This window comes from Cellulosimicrobium sp. 72-3, assembly GCF_013127315.1.
In the GTDB taxonomy this organism is placed as follows: domain Bacteria; phylum Actinomycetota; class Actinomycetes; order Actinomycetales; family Cellulomonadaceae; genus Cellulosimicrobium; species Cellulosimicrobium funkei.
In genome coordinates, this window is the sequence record NZ_CP053419.1 from 2,698,086 (window position 1) to 2,720,149 (window position 22,064).

The 22,064-nt window shown below is 75.0% G+C and carries 22 protein-coding genes and 1 tRNA gene; 5 read left to right on the plus strand and 18 right to left on the minus strand.

Features of this window, described 5'->3' with window-relative positions; translation table 11 throughout:
- Positions 1-51 precede the first annotated feature (51 nt).
- On the plus strand, positions 52-984 hold the full coding sequence (locus tag HKK73_RS12230) for an aldo/keto reductase family oxidoreductase (protein ID WP_171468106.1): 933 nt from the start codon (positions 52-54) through the stop codon (positions 982-984).
- A 91-nt stretch (positions 985-1,075) separates the two neighbouring features.
- Positions 1,076-1,522 carry a hypothetical protein gene (locus HKK73_RS12235; RefSeq protein ID WP_085387669.1) on the plus strand — a complete coding sequence of 149 codons (447 nt, stop codon included), beginning with the start codon at positions 1,076-1,078 and terminating at the stop codon, positions 1,520-1,522.
- 96 nt (positions 1,523-1,618) lie between these two features.
- Here the strand turns inward: HKK73_RS12235 and HKK73_RS12240 are convergent, their stop codons facing one another.
- A complete protein-coding gene (locus HKK73_RS12240) occupies positions 1,619-2,464 on the minus strand; it encodes an aldo/keto reductase (RefSeq protein WP_171468107.1) in 846 nt (281 codons plus the stop codon).
- Positions 2,465-2,635: 171 nt separating this feature from the next.
- Here HKK73_RS12240 and HKK73_RS12245 point away from each other — a divergent pair, with 171 nt between their 5' ends.
- Positions 2,636-3,604, plus strand: a complete 969-nt coding sequence (locus HKK73_RS12245) for an SH3 domain-containing protein (protein ID WP_171468108.1) — start codon at positions 2,636-2,638, stop codon at positions 3,602-3,604.
- A gap of 63 nt (positions 3,605-3,667) precedes the next feature.
- Here HKK73_RS12245 and HKK73_RS12250 read toward each other — a convergent pair whose 3' ends face one another.
- From HKK73_RS12250 to HKK73_RS12310, 13 genes are all read right to left on the minus strand, one after another.
- A complete protein-coding gene (locus tag HKK73_RS12250; protein WP_021483178.1) occupies positions 3,668-4,237 on the minus strand; it encodes a dihydrofolate reductase family protein in 570 nt (189 codons plus the stop codon).
- Between the two features lie 192 nt (positions 4,238-4,429).
- Positions 4,430-4,502: transfer RNA gene (locus tag HKK73_RS12255), tRNA-Ala, on the minus strand.
- 68 nt (positions 4,503-4,570) lie between these two features.
- Positions 4,571-5,251 carry a histidine phosphatase family protein gene (locus HKK73_RS12260; RefSeq protein WP_171468109.1) on the minus strand — a complete coding sequence of 227 codons (681 nt, stop codon included), beginning with the start codon at positions 5,249-5,251 and terminating at the stop codon, positions 4,571-4,573.
- On the minus strand, positions 5,248-5,694 hold the full coding sequence (gene rsfS / locus HKK73_RS12265) for a ribosome silencing factor (RefSeq protein ID WP_021482244.1): 447 nt from the start codon (positions 5,692-5,694) through the stop codon (positions 5,248-5,250). Before rsfS ends, HKK73_RS12260 begins: the two co-directional genes overlap by 4 nt.
- 25 nt (positions 5,695-5,719) lie before the next feature.
- Positions 5,720-6,769 carry a hypothetical protein gene (locus tag HKK73_RS12270; protein WP_171468110.1) on the minus strand — a complete coding sequence of 350 codons (1,050 nt, stop codon included), beginning with the start codon at positions 6,767-6,769 and terminating at the stop codon, positions 5,720-5,722.
- Positions 6,762-7,367: a nicotinate-nucleotide adenylyltransferase gene (nadD, locus tag HKK73_RS12275; protein WP_031316993.1), complete on the minus strand. Its 606-nt coding sequence runs from the start codon at positions 7,365-7,367 to the stop codon at positions 6,762-6,764. The genes HKK73_RS12270 and nadD overlap by 8 nt, the downstream gene beginning before the upstream one ends.
- A gap of 43 nt (positions 7,368-7,410) precedes the next feature.
- Positions 7,411-7,566, minus strand: coding sequence for a hypothetical protein (locus HKK73_RS12280; RefSeq protein WP_021483496.1), 156 nt, complete (start codon positions 7,564-7,566; stop codon positions 7,411-7,413).
- Between the two features lie 190 nt (positions 7,567-7,756).
- Positions 7,757-9,109: a glutamate-5-semialdehyde dehydrogenase gene (locus HKK73_RS12285; protein ID WP_171468111.1), complete on the minus strand. Its 1,353-nt coding sequence runs from the start codon at positions 9,107-9,109 to the stop codon at positions 7,757-7,759.
- 53 nt (positions 9,110-9,162) lie between these two features.
- Positions 9,163-10,290, minus strand: a complete 1,128-nt coding sequence (gene proB / locus HKK73_RS12290; RefSeq protein WP_171468756.1) for a glutamate 5-kinase — start codon at positions 10,288-10,290, stop codon at positions 9,163-9,165.
- Positions 10,291-10,467: 177 nt separating this feature from the next.
- A complete protein-coding gene (gene obgE / locus HKK73_RS12295) occupies positions 10,468-11,988 on the minus strand; it encodes a GTPase ObgE (RefSeq protein ID WP_144722600.1) in 1,521 nt (506 codons plus the stop codon).
- Between the two features lie 141 nt (positions 11,989-12,129).
- Positions 12,130-12,387, minus strand: a complete 258-nt coding sequence (gene rpmA, locus HKK73_RS12300; RefSeq protein ID WP_021482383.1) for a 50S ribosomal protein L27 — start codon at positions 12,385-12,387, stop codon at positions 12,130-12,132.
- A gap of 86 nt (positions 12,388-12,473) precedes the next feature.
- Positions 12,474-12,782, minus strand: a complete 309-nt coding sequence (gene rplU / locus HKK73_RS12305; protein WP_198285668.1) for a 50S ribosomal protein L21 — start codon at positions 12,780-12,782, stop codon at positions 12,474-12,476.
- Positions 12,783-13,058: 276 nt separating this feature from the next.
- Entirely contained in the window at positions 13,059-13,265 is a 207-nt protein-coding gene (locus tag HKK73_RS12310) for a dodecin family protein (RefSeq protein ID WP_021482381.1), read from the minus strand.
- Between the two features lie 169 nt (positions 13,266-13,434).
- Here HKK73_RS12310 and HKK73_RS12315 point away from each other — a divergent pair, with 169 nt between their 5' ends.
- Complete coding sequence (locus tag HKK73_RS12315) at positions 13,435-14,067, plus strand: protein-L-isoaspartate O-methyltransferase (RefSeq protein ID WP_171468112.1); 633 nt, start codon at positions 13,435-13,437, stop codon at positions 14,065-14,067.
- Here HKK73_RS12315 and HKK73_RS12320 read toward each other — a convergent pair.
- The 4 genes from HKK73_RS12320 to HKK73_RS19300 form a co-directional block, all read right to left on the minus strand.
- On the minus strand, positions 14,010-14,735 hold the full coding sequence (locus tag HKK73_RS12320; RefSeq protein WP_171468113.1) for a thymidine kinase: 726 nt from the start codon (positions 14,733-14,735) through the stop codon (positions 14,010-14,012). The genes HKK73_RS12315 and HKK73_RS12320 overlap by 58 nt on opposite strands.
- Positions 14,736-14,755: 20 nt before the next feature.
- Positions 14,756-16,255 carry a 5'-nucleotidase gene (locus tag HKK73_RS12325; protein WP_171468114.1) on the minus strand — a complete coding sequence of 500 codons (1,500 nt, stop codon included), beginning with the start codon at positions 16,253-16,255 and terminating at the stop codon, positions 14,756-14,758.
- A gap of 95 nt (positions 16,256-16,350) precedes the next feature.
- A complete protein-coding gene (locus tag HKK73_RS12330) occupies positions 16,351-19,998 on the minus strand; it encodes an Rne/Rng family ribonuclease (RefSeq protein ID WP_171468115.1) in 3,648 nt (1,215 codons plus the stop codon).
- Positions 19,995-20,117, minus strand: a complete 123-nt coding sequence (locus tag HKK73_RS19300; protein WP_255181389.1) for a hypothetical protein — start codon at positions 20,115-20,117, stop codon at positions 19,995-19,997. Before HKK73_RS19300 ends, HKK73_RS12330 begins: the two co-directional genes overlap by 4 nt.
- 409 nt (positions 20,118-20,526) lie before the next feature.
- Between HKK73_RS19300 and HKK73_RS12335 the strand changes: the two genes are divergently transcribed.
- Complete coding sequence (locus HKK73_RS12335; RefSeq protein WP_061266797.1) at positions 20,527-22,041, plus strand: cytochrome ubiquinol oxidase subunit I; 1,515 nt, start codon at positions 20,527-20,529, stop codon at positions 22,039-22,041.
- The last annotated feature ends 23 nt before the right edge of the window (positions 22,042-22,064 follow it).

Consider the following 22,064-nt stretch of genomic DNA (forward strand, 5'->3'; position numbering starts at 1 on the left):
GGACACCGAGGTCGTGCACCCGACCCGCCACCCCACGAAGGAGCTCCACCGATGAAGACCTTCACCCTGACCGGCACCGACATCGTCGTCCCGGACGTCGTGCTCGGCCTCATGCGCATCCAGGACAAGACCGACGACGTAGTCCGTACCCTCGTGCGCACCGCACGGGACGCCGGCATCACGTTCCTCGACCACGCCGACGTGTACGGCTCCGAGCTCCACGGCTGCGAGCGCCGCTTCGCCGAGGCGCTCGACCTCTCCCCCGCCGAGCGCGCGGAGTGGGTCATCCAGTCCAAGGCCGGCATCGTGCCCGAGGGCCCGTACTTCGACTTCTCGTACGAGCACCTCGTCGCGTCCGTCGAGGGCTCGCTCGAGGCCCTGCGCACCGACTACCTCGACATCCTGCTGCTGCACCGCCCCGACGCCCTCGTCGAGCCCGAGGAGGTCGCGCGCGCGTTCTCCGACCTGCACGCCGCGGGCAAGGTGCGGGCGTTCGGGGTCTCGAACCACACGCCGGGCCAGATCGAGCTGCTGCGCCGGTACGTCGAGCAGCCGATCGTCGCGAACCAGCTCCAGCTCTCCGTCACGCACGCCCCGCTCGTCGCGCAGGGCGTCGCCGCGAACATGCAGGCCCTCGACCAGTCGATCAGTCGCGACGAGGGCATCCTGGACTACTGCCGTCTCCACGACATCACGATCCAGGCCTGGTCCCCGTTCCAGGCAGGGTTCTTCACGGGCGTGTTCCTGGGGTCCGAGAAGTACCCCGAGCTCAACGCCGTGATCGACCGCCTCGCCGCCCGGTACGACGTGCCGCCCATCGCGATCGCGACCGCGTGGATCACGCGCCACCCGGCGCGGACGCAGGTCGTGCTCGGCACGACGAGCCCCGACCGGGTCGCCGGCGCCGCGCTCGGTTCGGAGGTCCCGCTCACCCGTGCCGAGTGGTACGAGATGTTCCGCGCCGCGGGGTACACCGTGCCCTGATCCACGGGCGTCCAGGGCCCGGCACGAGCGCGTGCGGAAGGTCACGCGCTCGTCGTCCGAGGGGTCCCGCGGGGCGGTCTAGGCTCGTGCCGTGGCAACCTTCTCGGCAGTGACCCGGCAGCACATCCTCCAGGCCCTCGCGGACTGGGACGACCGGGGCCGGGACGCGTTCCTCGGGGTCTACGGGTTCACCGCGTCCCCCGGCACCCCGCTCGTCCACGAGGACCGCGTCTACGACGCGCAGGCGATCCTCGGCGTCGCGCACCGGTACGCGACCGGCCGCGTCGCGACCGCCGAGGAGTTCCGCAGCAGCCCCGTCGGCGTCGCGGACCTGCTGCGCAAGCGCGGGTTCGACGTGCCCGGTGCCGCCCCCGCGGCGCCCGCACCCGCGCGTCGGGCCACGGCGAAGGCCGCGCCCGCGACGCGCACACCGCGCCGCACGACCGCCCGCTCCGCGGAGCCCGAGAAGCCGCCGGCCGTGTGCCCCACGTGCTTCACGGTCCTGCCCGCGACGGGCATCTGCGACGAGTGCGGCTGACCCGCCTCTCCACCAGCGCACGACGAGGGGCGCCGTCCGACTGGACGGCGCCCCTCGTCGTGCGTGCTGCCTCGCGGGAGGCCGCGGGCGACCGGGTCAGTTGACCTCGGACGGGTGGGCGCTCACGCGACCCGAGCCGTCACCCGTGTCGAGGGCGTCGATCGCGGCGACCTCGTCGGCGGTGAGCTCGAACCCGAAGAGGTCGAAGTTCTCCACCATGCGCTCCTTGCGGGACGACTTCGGGAAGACGATGAAGCCGCGCTGCAGGTGCCAGCGCAGCACCGCCTGGGCGGGCGTCACGCCGTGGGCGGCCGCGGCGTCGACGACGGCCTGCTTCTCGAAGAGCGGGTACTTGCCCTGCCCGAGCGGACCCCAGGCCTCGATCTTCGTGCCGTTCGCGTCGGCCCAGGCGAGCACGTCGCGCTGCTGGTAGGCCGGGTGCAGCTCGATCTGGTCGACGGCGGGGACGACACCCGTGTCCGCGACGATCCGGTCGAGGTGCTCGGGCAGGTGGTTGGAGACGCCGATCGAGCGCGCGAGGCCCGCGTCGCGGATCTCGATGAGCTTCGCCCACGCGTTCGTGTACTGGTCCTGCTCGGGCGCGGGCCAGTGCGTGAGGTACAGGTCGACGTGGTCGAGGCCGAGCTTGTCGAGGCTCTCACGGATCGCGTCGTGCGGCTGCTCGCCCGACTGGCGGTCGTTCCAGAGCTTCGTCGTGACGAAGAGCTCGTCGCGGGGAATCCCGCTCTTTGCGATGGCGGCGCCGACACCCTCCTCGTTGCGGTAGATCGCCGCGGTGTCGATGTGGCGGTAGCCGACCTCGAGGGCCTCGCTGACGGCCTTCTCGGCCTCGTCCGGCGGCACGAGGAAGACGCCGAAGCCGAGCTGCGGGATGGTGTGACCGGAGTTGAGCGTCACGGTCGGTACAGGGGGAACGGTCATGCTTCCAGCGTAGGAACCCGCCTCCCGCCCGTCCAACGACTGCGGCGCATACGACTCAGCGCTGCCGCTCATGAGTCGAACGGGAGCGCTGCACGGAATGTCCGACTGGACTTCTCAGATCACGGTTTGGTTACATTGGCGCGTCCTACCCACGAAGAACCGGAGCGCACCATGTCCCGAGGCCGCCACAGCGCAGCCCCCGCCACCGCGCGCTCCTTCCGGCTCCCCGCCCTGCCGACGCTGCCGGTCCGGTCGCTCAAGCTCCCCGCGCTGGCGCTCGTGACGCTGCTGGGCGCCGGCGCCGTGGGTGCGGGCCCCCAGCCTGCCGAGGGCAACCCCGACCTCGCGCCGCTGAGCGTCGAGCCCACCGCCGGCGCGAGCGTGGAACGCGGCACGGGAGCCGCCAGCCGCTCGTCCGAGCGCGTCGCGCCGCCCACGGCGCCCCAAGAGCCCCCGGTCGTCGAGACCGCGGCGGAGATCGCCGTCGTCCCGGCCGCCCAGGCCGCCCCGACGCCCCCGCCCCTGCCGCCCGTGACCGGTCAGCTCTGGACCACCGAGGCCGTCAACGTGCGCTCCGCGCCGTCCCCGGACGCCGAGCGCGTCGCGACGACCGAGTTCGCCGCCGCCGTCGACGTCACGGGCGTCACCGAGGGCGACTGGAGCCAGATCGTCTGGGACGGGGCGGCCGCGTGGATCAAGTCGAGCTTCCTCGCACAGTCACAGCCCGAGGCGCCCCAGGTCGCCGCCGCCGCGGCCGGGGGGTCGAGCGCCGGCGGCGTCTCGGACGCCGCGTGCTCCGTGAGCACCGGGATCGAGTCGTCGCTGCGCGCCAACGCGCGCGCCGTCTACCGCTCCGTGTGCGCGAACTTCCCCCAGGTCACCACGTTCGGCGGCATCCGCCCCGGCGACGACGGCGACCACGGCACGGGCCGCGCCGTCGACATCATGATCAGCGGCGAGACCGGCTGGGACATCGCGCGCTACCTGCAGGCCAACGCGGGCTCGCTCGGCATCACGTACCTCATCTACCAGCAGAAGATCTGGATGGCCGGCGACCCGGCGAGCGCGTGGTCCGGCATGGAGGACCGCGGCGGCGCGACCGCCAACCACTTCGACCACGTGCACGTCAGCACGTCGTAGTCCCCGCTCCTCCCGCACGAGCGCCCGGCCGGCACCTGCCGCGCCGGGCGTCGTCGTCCCGGCTCACGGCACGGCCGTCACGGGCCGGTACCGCACCGCGACGGCGCCCGAGCGCAGCTCCTGCCGGTCCACCAGCTCGAGCGTGATGCGCTCGCGCAACCCCGACAGCAGCGTCGGCCCGTGCCCCGCCAGGACCGGCTGCACGAGGAACGCGTACTCGTCGATCAGCCCGAGATTCGCGAGCGCGAGCGGCAGCGTCACGCCACCGACGAACAGCGACCCGCCCGGCTGCTCCTTGAGCCGCCGCACCGCGTCACCCAGGTCGCCCTCGACGAGCTCGGCGTTCCAGTCGACCTCGCGCAGCGTGCTCGACACCACGTGCTTCCTCGCCCCGTCGATCGCCTCCGCGAACGGGACGTCCCGCTCCCCCATCCAGTCCGGCCACGCGCCCGACGCCGGACGGCGCCACGCCGCCTCCATCATCTGGTAGGTGACCCGCCCGAACAGCAGCGCGTCCGCGCGCTCCGTCTCCTCGGTCCAGAACCGCATCGACTCCTCGTCGGGCGGCAGTCCCGCCTCGTGGTGGCAGCAGCCGTCGAGCGTGACGTTGATCGCGTAGCGCAGTGGCCTCATCGCGTGCCCTCCCCCGGGTACCCGCGCGACGGGCGGAGCGCCGTCGCACCGCACCAGCGTGGCAGGCGCGGCTGGCCGCGCCAAGACCCGCGGCCTCCACCGGCGAGCACCGGGCGGCGCGCAGGACGCAGAAAAGCCGGACGGGAGCCCGCCCATCGCTCGATGATGCGTGCTCCCGTCCGGCTCTACGGGTGGAGCTGAGGGGACTCGAACCCCTGACCCCCTGCATGCCATGCAGGTGCGCTACCAGCTGCGCCACAGCCCCGTGGATCCGTGAAGATCCAGGTCATGCACTCCTCCGGCCGGTTTCCCGTCCTGCGGAGCGTCGCTAGTCTACGCAGAAACTGGCTCCAGATTCCAATCCGGTCCCGCGTTCCACTCGTCGAGCGGGAACCCGGCCCCGACGTTGTGCGCCACGAGGCGCCACGCGGGCGTCGCGGCGGGCGCCGAGCGGTGCAGGTGGGACCAGTGGACGTTGTGCAGCCCGGAGATCCCGCGCCAGCCCTCCGGGTCCAGGCCGAGCAGCGCGGTGACCGCGAGCGTGATCGCGGCGCCGTGCGAGACGACGACGAGCGTGTCGTCCCGCTCCAGGGACTCCACGTGCTCGGTCAAGGACGCGACGAGGCGCGCCGCGACGTCGGCCTTGGACTCCGCGCCCGCGCGCACGGGCTCCTCGCCCTGGCGCCACGCCGCGTACTCCTCGGGCCAGCGCTCGGCGATCTCCGGGCCCGTGAGGCCCTCCCACTCCCCGAAGCCGCGCTCGCGCAGCCGGGGGTCGTACGTGACGTCCGCGCCGATCGCCGCCGCGTACGCGCGCGCGGTGTCGGCGGCGCGCACGAGGTCGGACGCGACGACGCGCGTCGCGCGGTGCGCGCTCGCGAGGGCCTTCGCGCCCTGCTCCGCCTGCCACCGCCCGACGGCGTCGAGCGGGATGTCGACCTGCCCCTGCAGGCGCATCGTCGCGTTGTACGCGGTGCGACCGTGGCGCAGGAGGACGAGCGTGCCGGCGGTCACGCCAGGGGCTCCCCCGAGAGGCGGATGGCGCCGTCGCCGCGCGTGGTGTCGTCGGTGTCGTCGGCCGTGCCGTCGCCGCCGCGCGCGTCCTCCGGCAGCTCGACGACCGGGCAGTCCTTCCACAGCCGCTCGAGCGCGTAGTACACGCGGTCCTCGGCGTGCTGCACGTGCACGACGACGTCCCCGAAGTCGAGCAGGACCCAGCGGGCCTCCTGCTTGCCCTCGCGGCGGATCGGCTTGGACCCGGCCTTGTGCATGGCCTCCTCGACGGCGTCGACGATCGCCGAGACCTGGCGCTCGCTCGACCCCGAGGCGATGAGGAACACGTCGGTCAGGACGAGCTGCTCGCTCACGTCGAGCGCGATGATCTCCTCGGCCTTGCGGTCGGACGCCGCCCGGGCGGCGATGACGGCGAGCTCGAGGGCTCGGTCGGTGGCGGTCACGTGTCTCCGTTCGTGGTGCGGCCGGTCAGCGGCCGGTGTCGAGGGTGCCGGGGTCGTCCCACGTCCGCACGGCGGCGGCCGAGGCGCTCGCGTCCTCCACGGCCAGGCCCGGGTCGTCGCGGGACACGAGCGTCCAGACGAGCAGACCGAGGACGAACGCGACGGCGACGAGGATCAGGTAGTGCAGCCACGTGTACGACGGGCCTCGCCGCTCGTCCTCGAGGTGGTCGTCGTCCGACTCCTCGGGCTCGGCGGCACGACCGGGCACGCGGGGGAAGAGCTCGTCCGACCCGCCGGCGGGAGCGGGTGCGTGCTCCCGCACGCCGCCGAAGGGCGACGTCTGCTCGCGCTCCGCGCCCGCGGGCTCGGGCGCGGAGCCTGCCGTGATCGCGGACCACGGCAGGGCCGCGCCGCCTGCCTCGGCGGGCGGTGCCGGGGCGGGCGCGCGCTCGGGAGCGGGCGCGCGCGTCCCCGCCCAGGGGGAGGTCGCCGGTGCCGGCGCGGGCGTGCCGGGCGGGGCAGTGCTGGTGGGCGGGGCCGCGAACGCCGAGAGGCGCGGCGGCTGCGTCGCCTCGGGACGCGCGGGGCCCGAGCCCGCGGCGAGACCGCCGACCGGAGCCGACGGCGTCGCGGGCCGCACGGGGCCGGACGCGCCGGGCACCGGGGGGCGCTGGGCCGCAGCGGGGGGACGCGAGGACGTGCGCGTGGGCACGACGGGCGTCGGGGCCGGCGGGCGGATCGCGACGCGCTCGGCCGTCTCCTGGACCGGCGTGAGGCGCCCGGTCTCGTCCAGGCCACGCATGCCGCCCGAGGCGGCCGGGGGTCGCACGACCGACGGCTGTGCCGGGTGCTCCGCCGGGCCGGTCGTCTCGCGCAGGGTGCGGCGCGACGGCGGCGGGCCGGACGGCGCGGCCGGGCGCGCCGGCTGCTGCCAGCCGCCCGCACCCGGTGCCGGGGCAGGCGGGGGCGCAGCGCTCTGCGCGGACCGCTCGGCGGCGGCCGCCTGCTCGCGCTCGCGCATCTCGCGCCGGGTGAGCGGGCGGACGGGCTGCATGTTGCTGCCGTTGTCACTCATCGTGCTGACCTCGATACAAACCGTGCTTGGCGATGTACTGGACCACGCCGTCCGGAACCAGGTACCACACCGGCTGCCCGGCCTCCGCGCGCCGACGGCAGTCCGTCGACGAGATCGCGAGGGCGGGGACCTCGAGCGTCGTGACCACGCCCGGAGGCAGGCCCTCGACGCTCAGCTGGTGACCCGGGCGGGAGACAGCCACGAAGTGTGCCATCTTCCAGAGCTCGTCGGCATCCTTCCAGGTGAGGATCTGCTCGACGGCGTCCGCACCTGTGATGAAGAACAGCTCGGCGTCCGGTCGCGCGGCCCGCAGGTCGCGCAGCGTGTCGACCGTGTAGGTCAGCCCGGGCCGGTCCACGTCCACACGGCTCACCGTGAACCGCGGGTTCGACGCGGTCGCGATGACGGTCATGAGGTAGCGGTGCTCGGCCGGGCTGACGGTCTGGTGCTGCTTGAACGACGGCTTGCCCGTGGGGACGAAGACGACCTCGTCGAGGTCGAACCGCGCTGCGGCCTCGCTCGCGGCGACCAGGTGGCCGTGGTGGATGGGGTCGAACGTGCCACCCATCACCCCCAGGCGGGGCCGACGCGGGCTCATCGACGCGTCATCGGTCGTGGGCGCTTTCGTCGTCCGGGGCGGGTCAGTGCCGCGTGCCGACGCTGCGGAACGCGTAGGTCACGAGCAGCAGGGCCACGAGCCCGCCGAACCCGAGCAGCCCGTACGCGAGCGGCGGGATGGGCAGGTGCGACGCGGCCTCGGCGCCTTCCTCGGCGGCCAGCACGACGGCAGAGATCACGACGTCCTCCTCGAAGGTCGTCCCCGGGCCGGACGGGCACGTGCCGCGGGCCGGGGTGGTGCGATGGAACGGTACGCCCGCCGGGACCGGCCCGACGGCGGACCGGACGGGCGCCGGTCGCCGACCAGTCTCTCACGACCGTCCGGGGACCTCGTCCGGCGGGTATCAGGTACCCGCCGGGGGCCGTGCGTCAGGGGCGGACGTGGCCGTCCCCGTGCACGACCCACTTCGTCGTCGTGAGCTCCGCGAGGCCCATGGGGCCGCGCGCGTGGAGCTTCTGGGTCGAGATGCCGATCTCCGCCCCGAGGCCGAACTGGCCGCCGTCGGTGAAGCGGGTCGAGGCGTTGACCATGATGGCGGCCGAGTCGAGCTCGGCGACGAAGCGCTCGGACGCCGCGAGGTCGCGCGTGACGATGGCCTCGGTGTGGCCCGACGTCCAGGTCCGCACGTGCTCGATGGCGGCGTCGAGGTCGTCGACGACGCGCACGGCGATCTCGGGCGCGAGGTACTCGGTCGCCCAGTCCTCGTCCGTCGCTGCGAGCACGTCGGTGCCCGCGGGCGCGAGGCCGGCCGTGCGGTCGTCGCCGTGCACGACGACGCCCGCCTCGGTGAGCGCGGCGAGCGCGGCGGGGAGGAACTCGGGGGCGGCCTCCGCGTGGACGAGGAGCGTCTCCGCGGCGTTGCAGACGCCCACGCGCTGCGTCTTGGCGTTGAGGAGGATCTCGAGCGCCATGGCCCGGTCCGCGCTCGCGTCGACGTACACGTGGACGTTGCCGACCCCGGTCTCGATGACGGGGACGGTCGACTCGCGCACGACGGTGCGGATGAGGTCCGCCCCGCCGCGCGGGACGAGCACGTCGACGAGACCCCGCGCGTGCATGAGCGCGACGGCCCCGGGGCGCCCGTACCGGTCGATCGACTGCACGAGGTCGCCGGGCAGCCCCTGCGCCTCGAGCGCACGGGCCAGCACGCCGACGATCACCTCGTTGGAGCTCGCCGCCGCGGACCCGCCGCGCAGGATCACCGCGTTGCCGCTCTTGAGCGCGAGGCCCGCGGCGTCGACCGTCACGTTGGGGCGCGCCTCGTAGATCATGCCGACGACGCCCATGGGCACGCGCAGCTGGCGCAGGCGCAGGCCGTTCGGCAGGGTCGAGCCGCGCACGACCTCCCCCACCGGGTCCGGCAGGCCCGCGAGCGCGCGCAGCGCGTCGGCGATCGCGGCGACGCGCGGCGCGTCGAGCGCGAGCCGGTCGAGCAGCCCCTCGCTCATGCCGTTCGCGCGCTCACGCTCCAGGTCGACGGCGTTCGCGGCCACGATCTCGTCGGTCGCCGCGACGAGCGCGTCGGCGAGCGCGAGGAGCGCGGCGTCCTTCGTGGCGCGGGTCGCGGTCGCGAGGGTGCGCGACGCGACCTTGGCGCGGCGCGCGACGCTCTCGACGGCCGCCGCGACGTCGGTCGGAGCGTCGGTCGCGGCTGCGGCGGGACCGGCGGTCCCGGGCTCGGCGGCGCCCGCGACGACGGGCGCGTCCTCGGTGGTGGTCATGGTCCGAGCCTACGTCGGCGGCCGTCGCGCCGGGAGCGTCGTCCGGCCCGCGGTCAGCGCGCGCGCCGCCGCACGAGGACGAGGTCGTCGCGGTGCACGACCTCGCGGTCGTAGCCCTCGCCGAGCTCGGCCCGCAGCTCCGTGGTCGACCGGCCGAGGAGGTCCGGGATGTCGCGTGACTCGAACGCGACCAGACCCCGGGCGACCACGCGCCCGTCGGACGCCACGAGCTCGACCGGGTCGCCGGCGTCGAACTCGCCCTCGACCGCAGTGACCCCGGCGGGCAGCAGCGAGGCGCGCCCGCCCTGCACGGCCCGCACCGCGCCGTCGTCGAGCACGAGGCGGCCGCGCGTGCGCGCCGCGTGCGCGAGCCAGAGCCGACGGCGCGTCGTCCGCCTGCCCGTCGCGGCGAACCAGGTCCCGACCGGCTCGCCGGCGAGCGCCGCGGCGGCGTGCTGCGCCTTGGTGAGCACCACGGGGATGCCCGTGCCGGTCGCGATGGAGACCGACTCGAGCTTGGTGAGCATGCCGCCCGTGCCGACCGCGCTCCCCCGTCCCGTCACCTCGACGCCCTCGATGTCGGCCGGCGAGCGCACCTCGGCGATCCTGCGCGCGCCCGGGCGCGACGGCGGGCCGTCGTACAGGCCGTCGACGTCCGTGAGCAGGACCATGGCGTCGGCCCGCACGAGGTGGGAGACGAGCGCGGCGAGCCGGTCGTTGTCGCCGAAGCGGATCTCGTCGGTCGCGACGGCGTCGTTCTCGTTGACGACGGGCACGACGCCGAGGTCGAGCAGGCGCTCGAGCGAGCGCTGGGCGTTGCGGTAGTGCCCGCGACGCACCGTGTCCTCCGCGGTGAGCAGCACCTGCCCGACGCGCAGCCCGTGCGCCGCGAACGCCTCGGCGTACCGGGCGACGAGCATGCCCTGCCCGACCGACGCCGCGGCCTGCGCCGTCGCGAGGTCGCGCGGTCGGGTCGCGAGACCGAGAGGGCCGATCCCGGCGGCGATGGCGCCCGACGTGACCAGCACGACCTGGCCGCCGTCCGCGCGTCGGGCCGCGAGGACGTCGACGAGCGCCCGCAGGGCCGCGAGGTCGAGGTGGCCGTCGGCGCCCGTGAGCGACGACGAGCCGATCTTCACGACCACGCGGCGGGCGGAGGCGATCTCGGAGCGGGAGGACAGCGCGTTCACGCGCCCATCATCGCCGCCGGAGGGCCGCGGCCGCGCACGATTTCACGGACCAGGACGCCTGCGCCCGGGACCGGCCCGCTCCCGGGCCGCGCCGAGGACGTCCCGGGCACGGCCGAGGGCCCGGTCCCCACGGGAGCCGGGCCCTCGTCGGCTCGGACGACGCCGGGGTCAGTCGGACTCGGGGTCCGTCCAGGTGCCGGCCTGGCGCTCGGTCCACAGCTCGCGCCGCGCCTCCGCCTTGGCATCCATGCGCTCGTGGTGCTCGCGCCGCTTCTCGGAGCGCGTCGGGCGCAGGCTCTCGTCGAGGCGGTTGTCGGAGCCGCGCGGGCCGCCGAGCAGCTCGGAGCCCGACATGAGCGTCGGCTCCCAGTCGAAGACGACCGCGTTGACGTCGCTGCCGATGCGCACCTCGTCGCCCGCGACGGCGCCCGCCTCGAACAGCTTCTCCTCGACGCCCAGGCGCGCGAGACGGTCCGCGAGGTAGCCCACGGCCTCGTCGTTGGAGAAGTCCGTCTGGCGCACCCAGCGCTCCGGCTTGGCGCCGCGCACCTCGAACCAGTAGTCGGTCGCCCCGCCCTTGCGCTTGACCGTGAACCCGGCCTCGTCGACCGCGCGCGGCCGCAGCACGACGCGCGTCGGCTCGGGGGCGGGCGCCTCGGCGCGCGCCTTCTCCACGAGCTCGGCGAGCGCGTACGTCAGCGGGCGCAGGCCCTCGTGGCTCGCGGTCGAGATCTCGAACACCCGCAGGCCGCGCGCCTCGAGGTCCGGCTTGACGAGCTCGGCCAGGTCGCGCGCCTCGGGGACGTCGATCTTGTTGAGGACGACGAGGCGCGGACGCTCGGTGAGCGGCACCCGCCCGCCCTCGATCTCGAGGTCCTGCGCGTAGGCGGCGAGCTCGGCCTCGATGACGTCGAGGTCGCTGATCGGGTCCCGGCCGGGCTCGAGCGTCGCGCAGTCGAGCACGTGCACGATCACCGCGGTGCGCTCGATGTGGCGCAGGAACTCCAGGCCGAGGCCCTTGCCCTCGCTCGCGCCCGGGATGAGGCCCGGGACGTCCGCGACGGTGAAGCGCGCCGAGCCGGCCTGCACGACGCCCAGGTTGGGCACGAGCGTCGTGAACGGGTAGTCGGCGATCTTGGGCCGCGCCGCGGAGATGGCGGCGACGAGCGACGACTTGCCCGCGCTCGGGTACCCGACGAGCGCGACGTCCGCGATGGTCTTCAGCTCGAGGACGACGTCCCGCTCCTCGCCCGGCTCGCCGAGCAGGGCGAAGCCCGGCGCCTTGCGGCGCGGGGACGAGAGCGCCGCGTTGCCGAGACCGCCGCGGCCCCCCTCGGCCACGACGTACTCGGCGCCCTCGCCGACGAGGTCGGCGAGCACCGTGCCGTCGGGCGACTTGACGACCGTGCCGTCCGGGACGCGCAGGACGAGGTCCTCGCCGTTGGCGCCGTCGCGGTCGTCACCCATGCCCTGGGTGCCCGACGTCGCGTGGCGGTGCGGCGAGTGGTGGTACTCGAGGAGCGTCGTGGTCTGGGAGTCGACGACGAGGCGGACGGTGCCGCCGTCACCGCCGTTGCCGCCGTCGGGGCCGGCGAGCGGCTTGAACTTCTCGCGCCGGACCGAGGCGCACCCGTTCCCCCCGTCGCCGCCGGAGACGTGCAGGACGACACGGTCGACGAAGCTGGCCATGGAGGGATCCTCTCAGAGGTGGGTCGTGCGGTGCCGCGGTCGCGGCGGGTGGTGCGGCCCGCAGGGACGGGCGCCGGAAACGGCAGGAGGGGCGCACCGCGTCGGTGCGCCCCTCCTGCTCGAAGCCTTTGTGGCTGTCGCTCAGCCCTCGGCGGAGACGATGTCGACGACCTTGCGGCCGCGACGGGTGCCGAACTGGACCGCGCCGGCGGCCAGGGCGAACAGCGTGTCGTCCTTGCCGCGGCCGACGTTCTCACCGGGGTGGAAGTGGGTGCCGCGCTGGCGGACGATGATCTCGCCCGACTTGACGACCTGCCCGCCGAAGCGCTTCACGCCGAGGCGCTGGGCGTTCGAGTCGCGACCGTTGCGCGAGGAGCTCGCGCCCTTCTTGTGTGCCATGACGAACCTGCTTTCGTGCTGGTCTGCTGAGGGAGGGTGCCGACGGCGCGGCGCGGCTCCGGGCCGCTAGCTCGCGCCGGGCGAGATCACTTGATGCCGGTGACCTTGAGGCGGGTCAGCTGCTGACGGTGACCCTGACGACGGCGGTAACCGGTCTTGTTCTTGTACCGCAGGATCGTGATCTTCGGACCCTTCTCGTCCCGCACGACCTCGGCGGTGACCTTGACCTTCGCGAGCTTCGCCGCGTCGGTGGTCACCTTCTCCCCGTCCACCAGCAGGAGAGCGGGCAGCTCGAGGGACTCACCGGCCTTGGCGGACACCCGGTCCACCACGACGATGTCGCCGACGGAAACCTTCTCCTGACGGCCACCGGCCTTGACGATCGCGTACACCACGTTGCTGCTCATCTCTCCTAGTCTTGGCGTGCTCGTCACGGCGAGTTCGTCTTGGAGACTCCGACCACGCCGCGGCGTGCGAGTGCGAGTCGTCCGTGGGCACACGGGACCGGCGCGCCTGGGCGCGCCGACGTCCAAGATTACGGACCGCAGGGCGTCCTGGTCAAATGGCGCGCACGGACCCCGGCGCGGGCGACCGCTCCGGGGCGCGTAGCAGGCGTCGCACCGAGGACCGCGGACGGCGGCGCCTCCGTGCGACGAGGCCGCCGGCCGACCCTACTCGAGGACGAACGTGACCTCCAGCACGACCTGCCAGGCCGTGATGCGGCCGTCGGCCACGTCGACCTTCTGCTCCTTGACCCACGCGCCCGAGACGTTGCGCAGCGTGCTCGCGGCGCGCTCGACGCCGATCCGCACGGCGTCCTCGAAGCTCGTGTCCGACCGCGCGCTGATGTGCGTGATCCGTGCCACCGTTCCGCTCATGCCGGCTCCCCGGTCCAGGGCGGGCGCACCGATGCGCCCGCGCACCCGTCGAGCATCCCGCCGTCCCCGCGGCCGCGCCACCGGGGCGCCTCCCGCTCGGCACCGTGCCCCGGCCCACCCGGACGCGCGGGTCCGCCGTCGTGCCTACGCTGGCCGTGGAGGTGGTCGCATGCGCCCCGCGGTCCCGCCCGACGCCGCGCGCCGGGACGACGCCGTCGTCGCGGCGATGCGCACGGTCGACCGGCGCGACTTCCTCCCTCGCGCGCAGCGGCGCTGGGCCGCGCAGGACCGACCGCTCGCCATCGGCCACGGCCAGACCAGCTCGCAGCCGTCGACGGTCGCCGCGATGCTGCGCCTGCTCGACGTCGTCCCGGGCGCCCGGGTGCTCGACGTCGGCGCCGGGTCGGGCTGGACGACCGCGCTGCTCGCACGGCTCGTCGGACCGACGGGACGCGTGCTGGGCGTCGAGCGCCACGCCGATCTCGCCGAGTGGGGCGCGGCCAACCTCGCCGCGGTGCGCGCGCCGTGGGCACGCCTCGTCCTCGCGACGCCCGGCGTCCTCGGCACGCCGGGCGAGCAGTACGACCGGGTGCTCGTCTCGGCCGCCGCCGACGCCCTCCCCCGCGCCCTCGTCGACCAGCTCGTGCCCGGCGGGCGCCTGGTCGTCCCCGTGCGGCACACGATGCTCGTCATCGTGCGCGACCCCGACGCCCCGGACGGGGTGCGGGTGAGCGAGCACGGGTCCTACTCGTTCGTCCCGCTCGTCGAGGACCCGGCGGGACCGGCCCCGCCGCCGTCCTGACGGCGCCACGGGGCTCCTGGCAGGTGCACCCGGCAGCGCGCCTCGTAGCTCTCGGCGCCGCCCACGTGCGCGGCGACCGGCGCGAGCGGGTCGCCCGCCCCGCCGCCGTCGGGCTCCGGCTCCCGGACGGCGCGCACGTGGAACGCGGCGTCCTCGCCGCACACCGCGCACACCGCCGTGAGCTTGTCGACGCGCTCGGCGAGCGCCGCGAGCGTGGGCAGGGGTTCGAAGGGCCGCGCGTCGAACGTGACGTCGAGCCCGGCGACGACCACGACGAGCCCGTCGTCGGCGAGCCGCTGGACGACGTCGACGAGCTCCGGCCCGAAGAAGTGCGCCTCGTCGACGGCGACGAGGTCGAGCGCCCCGGCGCCGCGAACGATCCGCTCGAGGTCGTGCGCGTCGCGGGCGGTGCGCGAGGGGATCGCGAGGCCCGAGTGCGAGCTCACCGTCCCGGTACCGCGGCGGGTGTCGAGGACGTGCCCGACGACCTCGACGCGGCGACCGGCGACCTCCGCGCGCCGGACCCGGCGCAGGAGCTCCTCCGTCTTGCCGGCGAACATCGGGCCGCACACGACCTCGACGCGCCCGCCGGGGCGGGCCGTCGGGAGCCCTGCGTCAGCGCCCCCGGGAACGATCCCGGGGACGCCCGGGCGTGCCGCGTCGCTCATGCGAGCAGTGAACCACCGGCTCAGTGGTGGCGCGCGCCGCCGTTCGACGACGGCCGGACGGGCAGCGGCTTCGGCTCCCCGGCGGGGCCGAGGACGGAGACGCGGTCGGGGGCGCCAGGCCGCGCGTCCCGGCGGCTGAGGAGCGTCGTGCCGGACGGGGCGGGGGTACCCGCGTCGGTCGGTGCGTCGACCTGCTCGTCGCCGGACGCCGCCGGGGACGCGGCGTCGGCCCGGGCGTCGGGAGCGGGTGCCGTCCTCTCCCCCTCGGGCGCGGGCGTCGGCTCGGCCGTCGACACCCCCGCCGCGATCCCGGCGAGCCCGGGCCCGCCGATCCCCGGGACGGACCGGACGAGCGGGAGCTCGCGCGTCCCGGTGCCCGACGCACGGCCGCCCTCCGCGGTGCGCTCGCCCGCCGGGTCGGGCGTCGGCCGCTCCCCCGCCGGGTCGTGGGCCGGCCGCTCGTCGTCCGCGTCGCGCTCCGCCGACGCGCCGGGCGCGGGCGGGGTGGCTGCCTCCCGGCGACCGGGTGCGGGCGGCGCGACGTCGGCCGCACGCGTCGGCCGCGCGTCGAGGGCCGGGTCGGCCGGCAGGACGCCGCGGTTCAGCTCGCCGTACGGCACGTGGACCGACGGCGCGACCCGGCGCGCCGCCTCGACCACGGCACGCTGGTCGTCGAAGAAGATGTGCGGCCGCAGCACCTCGAGCACGCCACCCTTGTCCACGCCCCCGAGGAAGAACGCGTCGTCGACCGTCACGCCCCACGAGGAGAGCGTCGCGACCGCGCGCTCGTGCGCCGGGGCCGAGCGGGCCGTGACGAGCGAGACGTGCACGCGCGGCCGGTAGGACGGGTCGGTCGCGTGCCGCTCGCGCTCGACGACCTGCACGCGGTGGATGCCGACGAGGAGCTCGCGCAGCGGCCCCCGGCCGAGCGGCACGTCGGCGTTGAGCACCTCGTGCTCGCGGAACGACGCGAGCCCGCCGTCCTGGTAGCGGCGCTCCGAGGAGTCGTCGGCGAGGACGCCGTCGAAGTCGAACGCGATGCGCAGCTCGTCGCCCTCCTCGTCGGCGAACGTCGGGTCGAGCACGTACCCCGCGGGCAGGCCCAGGTCGACGGCGTCGCGCACGGAGCGCTCGTCGGCCGAGAGGAAGAGGTCCACGTGCAGGGGACGGATGAACTCGTGCGGGCTGCGCCCCTGGCGGAAGACGGCGCGCGTGATGTCGAGGTCGTGGTGCCGCACCGAGCGCATGACGCGCAGGCCGGTCTCCGGGGAGTTGCGGGACATGACGATGACCTCGACGAGCGGGTCGTCGGCGGAGGGCGCGAGGTCGTTGAGCGCGAGCAGGCGGCGCACGAACCCGAAGGCGACGCCGGGGGCCAGCGCGTCGTCGCGGTGGCGCTCCTGGAAGTCGCGGTACGCCGCCTCCCCCTGCGTGCGGAACACGCGGTCGGACTCGGTGAGGTCGAACAGTGCGGACGAGGCGACGCCGACGACGAGGCGGCCCGAGAGGTCGTAACCCATGCGCGCATGATGCCAGGTGCGGGTGACGTGCACGAAGACCGCCCGGGGACGCGGCAGGGGCGAGGGTCCGCAGACCCCCGCCCCTCCCGCACCGCTCAGCTCTCGGTGGGCTCCGACACGCTGTCGTCGCCCGCCGTCGGCGCAGAGCCGTCCGCCGGCGCTTCGGCGCCGTCGTGCTCGTGGGCGTGCGCCGCGGCCGCCGCGATCGTCGCGAGCGTGGCCTTGACCGCGGCCCGCGCCTCCGACGTGACCTCCGGCAGGACCGGGACGGCGGGCTGCGGGAGGGTGATCCCGGTGTCCTTCGGCGCCGAGGCGCCCGAGCCGGAACCGCGCTTGCGGCGCGACCGCGAGCGGCCGCCCTCGGCGGGCTCGTCGGCGGCGGCGCCGCCCCCGTTGCCCCCGGCGTTCCCGTTGCCGTGGTTGCCGTGGTCGTGGCCGCCGCGGTTGCCGCCCGACTTCTCGATCGGGTCGGTGTGCACGATGAACCCGCGCCCGTGGCAGTGCTCGCACGTCTCGCTGAACGCCTCGACGAGGCCCTGGCCCACGCGCTTGCGCGTCATCTGGACGAGGCCCAGCGACGTGACCTCCGCGACCTGGTGCTTGGTCCGGTCCCGGCCCAGGCACTCGACGAGGCGGCGCAGCACGAGGTCGCGGTTCGACTCGAGCACCATGTCGATGAAGTCGATGACGATGATGCCGCCGATGTCGCGCAGCCGGAGCTGGCGGACGATCTCCTCGGCCGCCTCGAGGTTGTTGCGCGTCACCGTCTCCTCGAGCGTGCCGCCCGAGCCGGTGAACTTGCCGGTGTTGACGTCGACGACGGTCATCGCCTCGGTGCGGTCGATGACGAGCGACCCGCCCGAGGGCAGCCAGACCTTGCGGTCCATGCCCTTGGCGAGCTGCTCGTCGACGCGGTGCACCGTGAAGACGTCCTGCGTGCCCGTCCACTTCGAGACGCGCTCGCGCAGGTCGGGCGCGAGCTCCTCGACGTACGTCGAGATCTCCGACCACGCCCCGTCGCCCTCGACGACGAGCGAGCTGAAGTCGTCGTTGAAGATGTCGCGGACGACGCGGATCGCGAGGTCCGGCTCGCCCTGGAGCAGGGCGGGTGCCGACGCGCTCTTCGACTTCTTCTCGATGGCCTCCCACTGGCCGCGCAGGCGCTCGACGTCGGCGCGCAGCTCCTCCTCGCTCGCGCCCTCGGCGGCGGTGCGCACGATGACGCCCGCGCCGTCGGGCACGACCTCCTTGAGGATCTTCTTCAGGCGGTTGCGCTCGGTGTCGGGGAGCTTGCGGCTGATGCCGGTCATGCCGCCGCCGGGGACGAACACGAGGTAGCGGCCCGCGAGCGTGATCTGCGACGTGAGGCGTGCGCCCTTGTGCCCGATCGGGTCCTTGGTGACCTGCACGAGCACGGAGTCGCCCGACTTGAGCGCCTGCTCGATGCGGCGCGGCTGGCCCTCGAGCCCGGCCGCGTCCCAGTTCACCTCGCCCGCGTACAGGACGGCGTTGCGGCCCTTGCCGACGTCGATGAACGCGGCCTCCATGCTGGGCAGCACGTTCTGGACACGGCCCAGGTACACGTTGCCCGCCATCGACGCCTGCGACTGCTGCGAGACGTAGTGCTCGACGAGCACGCCGTCCTCGAGCACGGCGATCTGCGTGCGGCCGCCGCGCTCGCGCACGACCATCGACCGCTCGACCGACTCGCGGCGCGCGAGGAACTCCGCCTCGGTGATGATCTGGCGACGACGACCCGCGTCGCGGCCCTCGCGGCGGCGCTGGCGTTTCGCCTCGAGCCGCGTGGAGCCCTTGAGCGCGGTGACCTCGTCGGCCAGGCTGCGCTCGCGCGGGCGGGAGCGCGTCGTGGTCGTCTCGCCCTCGCCCCGGCTCCCGCGGCGACGACGGCGACGGCGGCGGCTGCTGCCCGCCTCGTCCTCGCCCTGCTCGTCCCCGGGCTCGTGGTCGGTCTCCTCGGCGTCGGCCGGCGCCGCCGCGTCGGCCGGCTCGTCGTCCTGCGCCGACGGCGTGGCGTCGTCCTCGTCCTGGTCGCGCTCCTGCTCGCGGTCCTGGTCACGTCCCCCGTCCGGACGACCACGACGCCCGCGGCCACCACGACGGCGGCGGCGGCGCGGGCCGGAGTCGGAGTCGGAGTCGGCGTCGGCGTCGGCCTCGTCGGTCGCAGGCTGCTCGTCGGGCTCCTCCGCCTCGTCGAGCTCGACGAAGTCCTCCGGCCCGAACGCGTCCTCGGGCACCTCGACGCCCTCGGCGACGAGCTCGGACTCGATGGCCTCGATCTCCTCGACCGCGGCCGCGTCCTCGCCCGTGAGGACGAGCTCGGTGGCGGCGGGCTCCTCGACGGGGGTCGACGGCTCAGCCGGCTGCGACTCGGGCGTGCGCGGCTCGGCCGCGCGGGACGCGGGCCCGGACGCCCTCCGGCCGCGACGGCTGCGGGTCCCGGTGGCGGGCTCGGGCGTCGCCGTCGGCTCCGTCGTCGCGACCGGCTCCGTCGTGGCGACCGGCTCCGTCGTCGCGGGTGCCGGGGCGGCCGGCTCGACGTGGCGGGGCGGCCCGGCCGGGCTCTGCGCACGACGCGGACGGCGTGGCGCGGCAGCCGGGTCGGGCGCCTGGAAGAGCAGGGCGGTCGTCGCGAGGCGCGGGGTGCTGGTCCCCGCTCCCGTCGCGGCGGGCGACGCCGGGCCGCCGGCCGGGGCCGACGACGCGGCAGCGGCCGGGGCCCCGGGCGCGGCCGTGCTGTCGGCCGCGGCGGTCGCCTCCGGTGCCGCCTCGGCGGGCTTCGAGGTGGCGCGGCGCGAGCGGCGCGCCGGCTTCTTCGCGGGCTCCGCGGACGCCTGCGCCTCTGCCTCGGCGGGAGTCGGCTCGGCGGCGGACGGCGCGTCGGCCGCGGCCGGTGCCGCAGCCTCGGTGGCCGGGGCTGCGGACTCGGCGGTCGGGGCCGTTGCCGCGGAGGTCGCGCGGCGCGACCGGCGCGCGGGCTTCTTCGCGGCGGGTGCCTCGACGGGCTCGGCCGTCGTCGGCGTGCCTGACGGCGCGGCGTCTGCGGCCGGGGCGTCCGGCTCGGCGACCGGCGCGGCCTCGACGGCCGGAGCCTGCGCGGTCGTGCGCGTCGCCCGGGTGCGCTTCGCGCGGCGCGGGGCGTCGGCGGCTCCCAGCAGGGCGTCGGCGTCGGGCGCCACCGTGGCGGCCGGGGCCTGCTCGGCGGCGGGCGGTGCGCTGAGGCCGAACTCGGAGAGGACGTCGAGCGGCGCGTCGCCGGCCGGGGCCTTCGCCTTCTTGCCGCCACCCTGGGCGCGGCGCGGCGCGCGGGCGCGCGGGGCGGGCTCTGCCGCCGGCGGCTCCGCCGCGGCGTCGGCGGCCGCGGGGCTCGCGTCCGCCGGGACGTCGGCCGGGGCGGACGCAGCGGGAGCCGCGTCGGCCGCCGGAGCGGCGACGGACGGCGTGGTGCGGGTCGCGCGACGCGAGCGGCGCGCGGGCGGGGGCGTGGCCTCGGGTGCGGTCACGGGCGCCTCGGGCGCCGGGGTCGCGTCCGCGGTGGCCGCCGCAGACGCGGCGACGTCGGAGGCAGCCGTCACCGCGGGCGGCGTCTGCGGCGGTGCCGCGCTGCGCGTCGCGCGGCGGCGGGCGGGCTTGCGCGCCGGGGTCGTCGGGCTCTCGGCCCGGTCCGCGGCGGCGTCCGCCGTCGACTCTGAGGGGGTGCTGTCGGAGGTGCTGTCGAGCGTCACGCGTCGTGCTCCTGCTGCCACAGGGACCGCCCCGCACCGTGCGGCCCGTCGGGCGGTCGGTCGTCGCTCGGGACGAGCGCACCGGAGCGCGTCGTCCGGCGACGGAAGTCGTCGGTCACGGCCGCGGTCCGCGTGCGCGGCGCGGGCGCCTGCCACCGGGCCCTTCGCCCCGGTCGGCGCGCCGACTGCCGCGGTCCGCTGGTGCCGCGATCTCGTGCTCGCCGGGTGAGCGATGCGGAGCCCGCCCGGCTCCGCCCAGTATCGCACAGGGGTGCGGACGAACCCGGGCGACACGCACCGCGCCCCGGGCCGCCGGTCCCGGGGGGTCGGGACCAACGTCCCGGGACCTTGTGAACATAGTCACAAGCGGCGTGTTTTCAGTACTCCTCGTCATTTCCGGCCCTGCTGATGCGGCAGATTGGAACTACCGTCGGAGGAGGCGACCGGTCGTCCGGCCGCCGGCTCCGGCAACACTCCCCTACGCCGTTGTCCCTTCCCCGACCCGGTCGGGCCCCCCGAGGAGCGCACGTGGATGCCCTAGCCCTGGCGCGGTGGCAGTTCGCCATCACGACCGTCTACCACTTCATCTTCGTCCCGCTGACGATCGGCCTGTCGCCGCTCGTCGCGATCATGCAGACGGCGTGGGTCCGCACCGGCAACGAGCGCTGGCTGCGCCTGACGAAGTTCTTCGGCAAGCTGTTGCTCATCAACTTCGCGCTCGGCGTCGTCACCGGCATCGTGCAGGAGTTCCAGTTCGGCATGAACTGGAGCGAGTACTCGCGCTTCGTCGGCGACGTGTTCGGCGCGCCGCTCGCCATGGAGGCGCTCGCCGCGTTCTTCATCGAGTCGACGTTCCTCGGCCTGTGGATCTTCGGGTGGGACCGCCTCAACAAGAAGGTGCACCTCGCGTGCATCTGGGCCGTCGCGATCGCGACCAACCTCTCCGCGTTCTTCATCCTCGCCGCGAACTCGTGGATGCAGCACCCGGTCGGCGCGATCTTCAACCCGGAGACCGGGCGCGCCGAGATGAACGACATCGGCGCCGTCCTCACGAACAACACCCTCTGGGCCGCGTTCCCGCACCAGATCACGGCGACCTTCCTCACCGCGGGCACGTTCGTCACGGGCATCGCGGCCTGGTGGATGGTCCGTCTCGTGCGCACCCGCAAGGCGGAGAACGTCGAGCTCGCGCGCGACGTCTACCGCCCGGCCGTCACGCTCGGCGTCATCGCCATGCTCGTCGGCGGGCTCGGCGTCGCCGTCTCCGGCGACATCCAGGGCAAGATCATGTACGAGCAGCAGCCCGGCAAGATGTCGTCGGCCGAGGCGCTCTGCCAGGGCTCGGAGGGCGCCGCGTTCTCCATCCTCACGATCGGCGACCTGTCGAACTCGTGCGAGAACGTCCGGCACCTCATCGAGATCCCCGGTCTCGCGTCCTACCTCGGCACGGGCCACTTCTCCGGGCCGGAGAGCTACCTGCCCGGCGTCGAGGACGTCCAGGAGCAGATGACCGAGCGCTACGGGGACGTCACCGCCTCCGGCGACCCCGTCACGTACACGCCGAACCTCGCGATGACCTACTGGTCCTTCCGGCTCATGATCGGCATGGCCGCCGGCTCCGTGCTCCTCGCGCTCATGGCGCTGTGGCTCACCCGCAAGGGCCGGGTCACGGACAACAAGTGGTTCGCGCGCGTCGGCCTCATCGCCATCCCCATGCCGTTCCTCGCGAACTCGTTCGGCTGGATCTTCACGGAGATGGGCCGCCAGCCCTGGGTCGTCGCGCCGAACCCGACGGGCATCGACCAGATCCGGCTGCTCACCGAGCGCGGCGTGTCCACCGTGGTGAGCCCCGGCGTGGTGCTGACCTCGATGATCGTCTTCACACTCGTCTACGGGGCGCTGGCCGCGGTCTGGTTCACGCTCATGCGGCGCTACGCGATCGAGGGCGTCCCGCTCACGGTCCGCGACGAGTCCCCGGAGGCGCAGGAGCCGCCGGACGAGGACTCCGAGTCCGCCGACCGTCCGCTGTCCTTCGCGTACTGACACGACGCGCCTGAACCCGCCCA

What these genes read in the sequence shown, in the direction of transcription:
- HKK73_RS12230 (WP_171468106.1), top strand. Translation starts at nt 52, where the DNA reads ATGAAGACCTTCACCCTGACCGGCACCGACATCGTCGTCCCGGACGTC.
- HKK73_RS12240 (WP_171468107.1), bottom strand. Translation starts at nt 2,464, where the DNA reads ATGACCGTTCCCCCTGTACCGACCGTGACGCTCAACTCCGGTCACACC.
- HKK73_RS12245 (WP_171468108.1), top strand. Translation starts at nt 2,636, where the DNA reads ATGTCCCGAGGCCGCCACAGCGCAGCCCCCGCCACCGCGCGCTCCTTC.
- HKK73_RS12250 (WP_021483178.1), bottom strand. Translation starts at nt 4,237, where the DNA reads ATGAGGCCACTGCGCTACGCGATCAACGTCACGCTCGACGGCTGCTGC.
- HKK73_RS12270 (WP_171468110.1), bottom strand. Translation starts at nt 6,769, where the DNA reads ATGAGTGACAACGGCAGCAACATGCAGCCCGTCCGCCCGCTCACCCGG.
- nadD (WP_031316993.1), bottom strand. Translation starts at nt 7,367, where the DNA reads ATGAGCCCGCGTCGGCCCCGCCTGGGGGTGATGGGTGGCACGTTCGAC.
- HKK73_RS12285 (WP_171468111.1), bottom strand. Translation starts at nt 9,109, where the DNA reads ATGACCACCACCGAGGACGCGCCCGTCGTCGCGGGCGCCGCCGAGCCC.
- obgE (WP_144722600.1), bottom strand. Translation starts at nt 11,988, where the DNA reads ATGGCCAGCTTCGTCGACCGTGTCGTCCTGCACGTCTCCGGCGGCGAC.
- rpmA (WP_021482383.1), bottom strand. Translation starts at nt 12,387, where the DNA reads ATGGCACACAAGAAGGGCGCGAGCTCCTCGCGCAACGGTCGCGACTCG.
- HKK73_RS12310 (WP_021482381.1), bottom strand. Translation starts at nt 13,265, where the DNA reads ATGAGCGGAACGGTGGCACGGATCACGCACATCAGCGCGCGGTCGGAC.
- HKK73_RS12315 (WP_171468112.1), top strand. Translation starts at nt 13,435, where the DNA reads ATGCGCCCCGCGGTCCCGCCCGACGCCGCGCGCCGGGACGACGCCGTC.
- HKK73_RS12320 (WP_171468113.1), bottom strand. Translation starts at nt 14,735, where the DNA reads ATGAGCGACGCGGCACGCCCGGGCGTCCCCGGGATCGTTCCCGGGGGC.
- HKK73_RS12325 (WP_171468114.1), bottom strand. Translation starts at nt 16,255, where the DNA reads ATGGGTTACGACCTCTCGGGCCGCCTCGTCGTCGGCGTCGCCTCGTCC.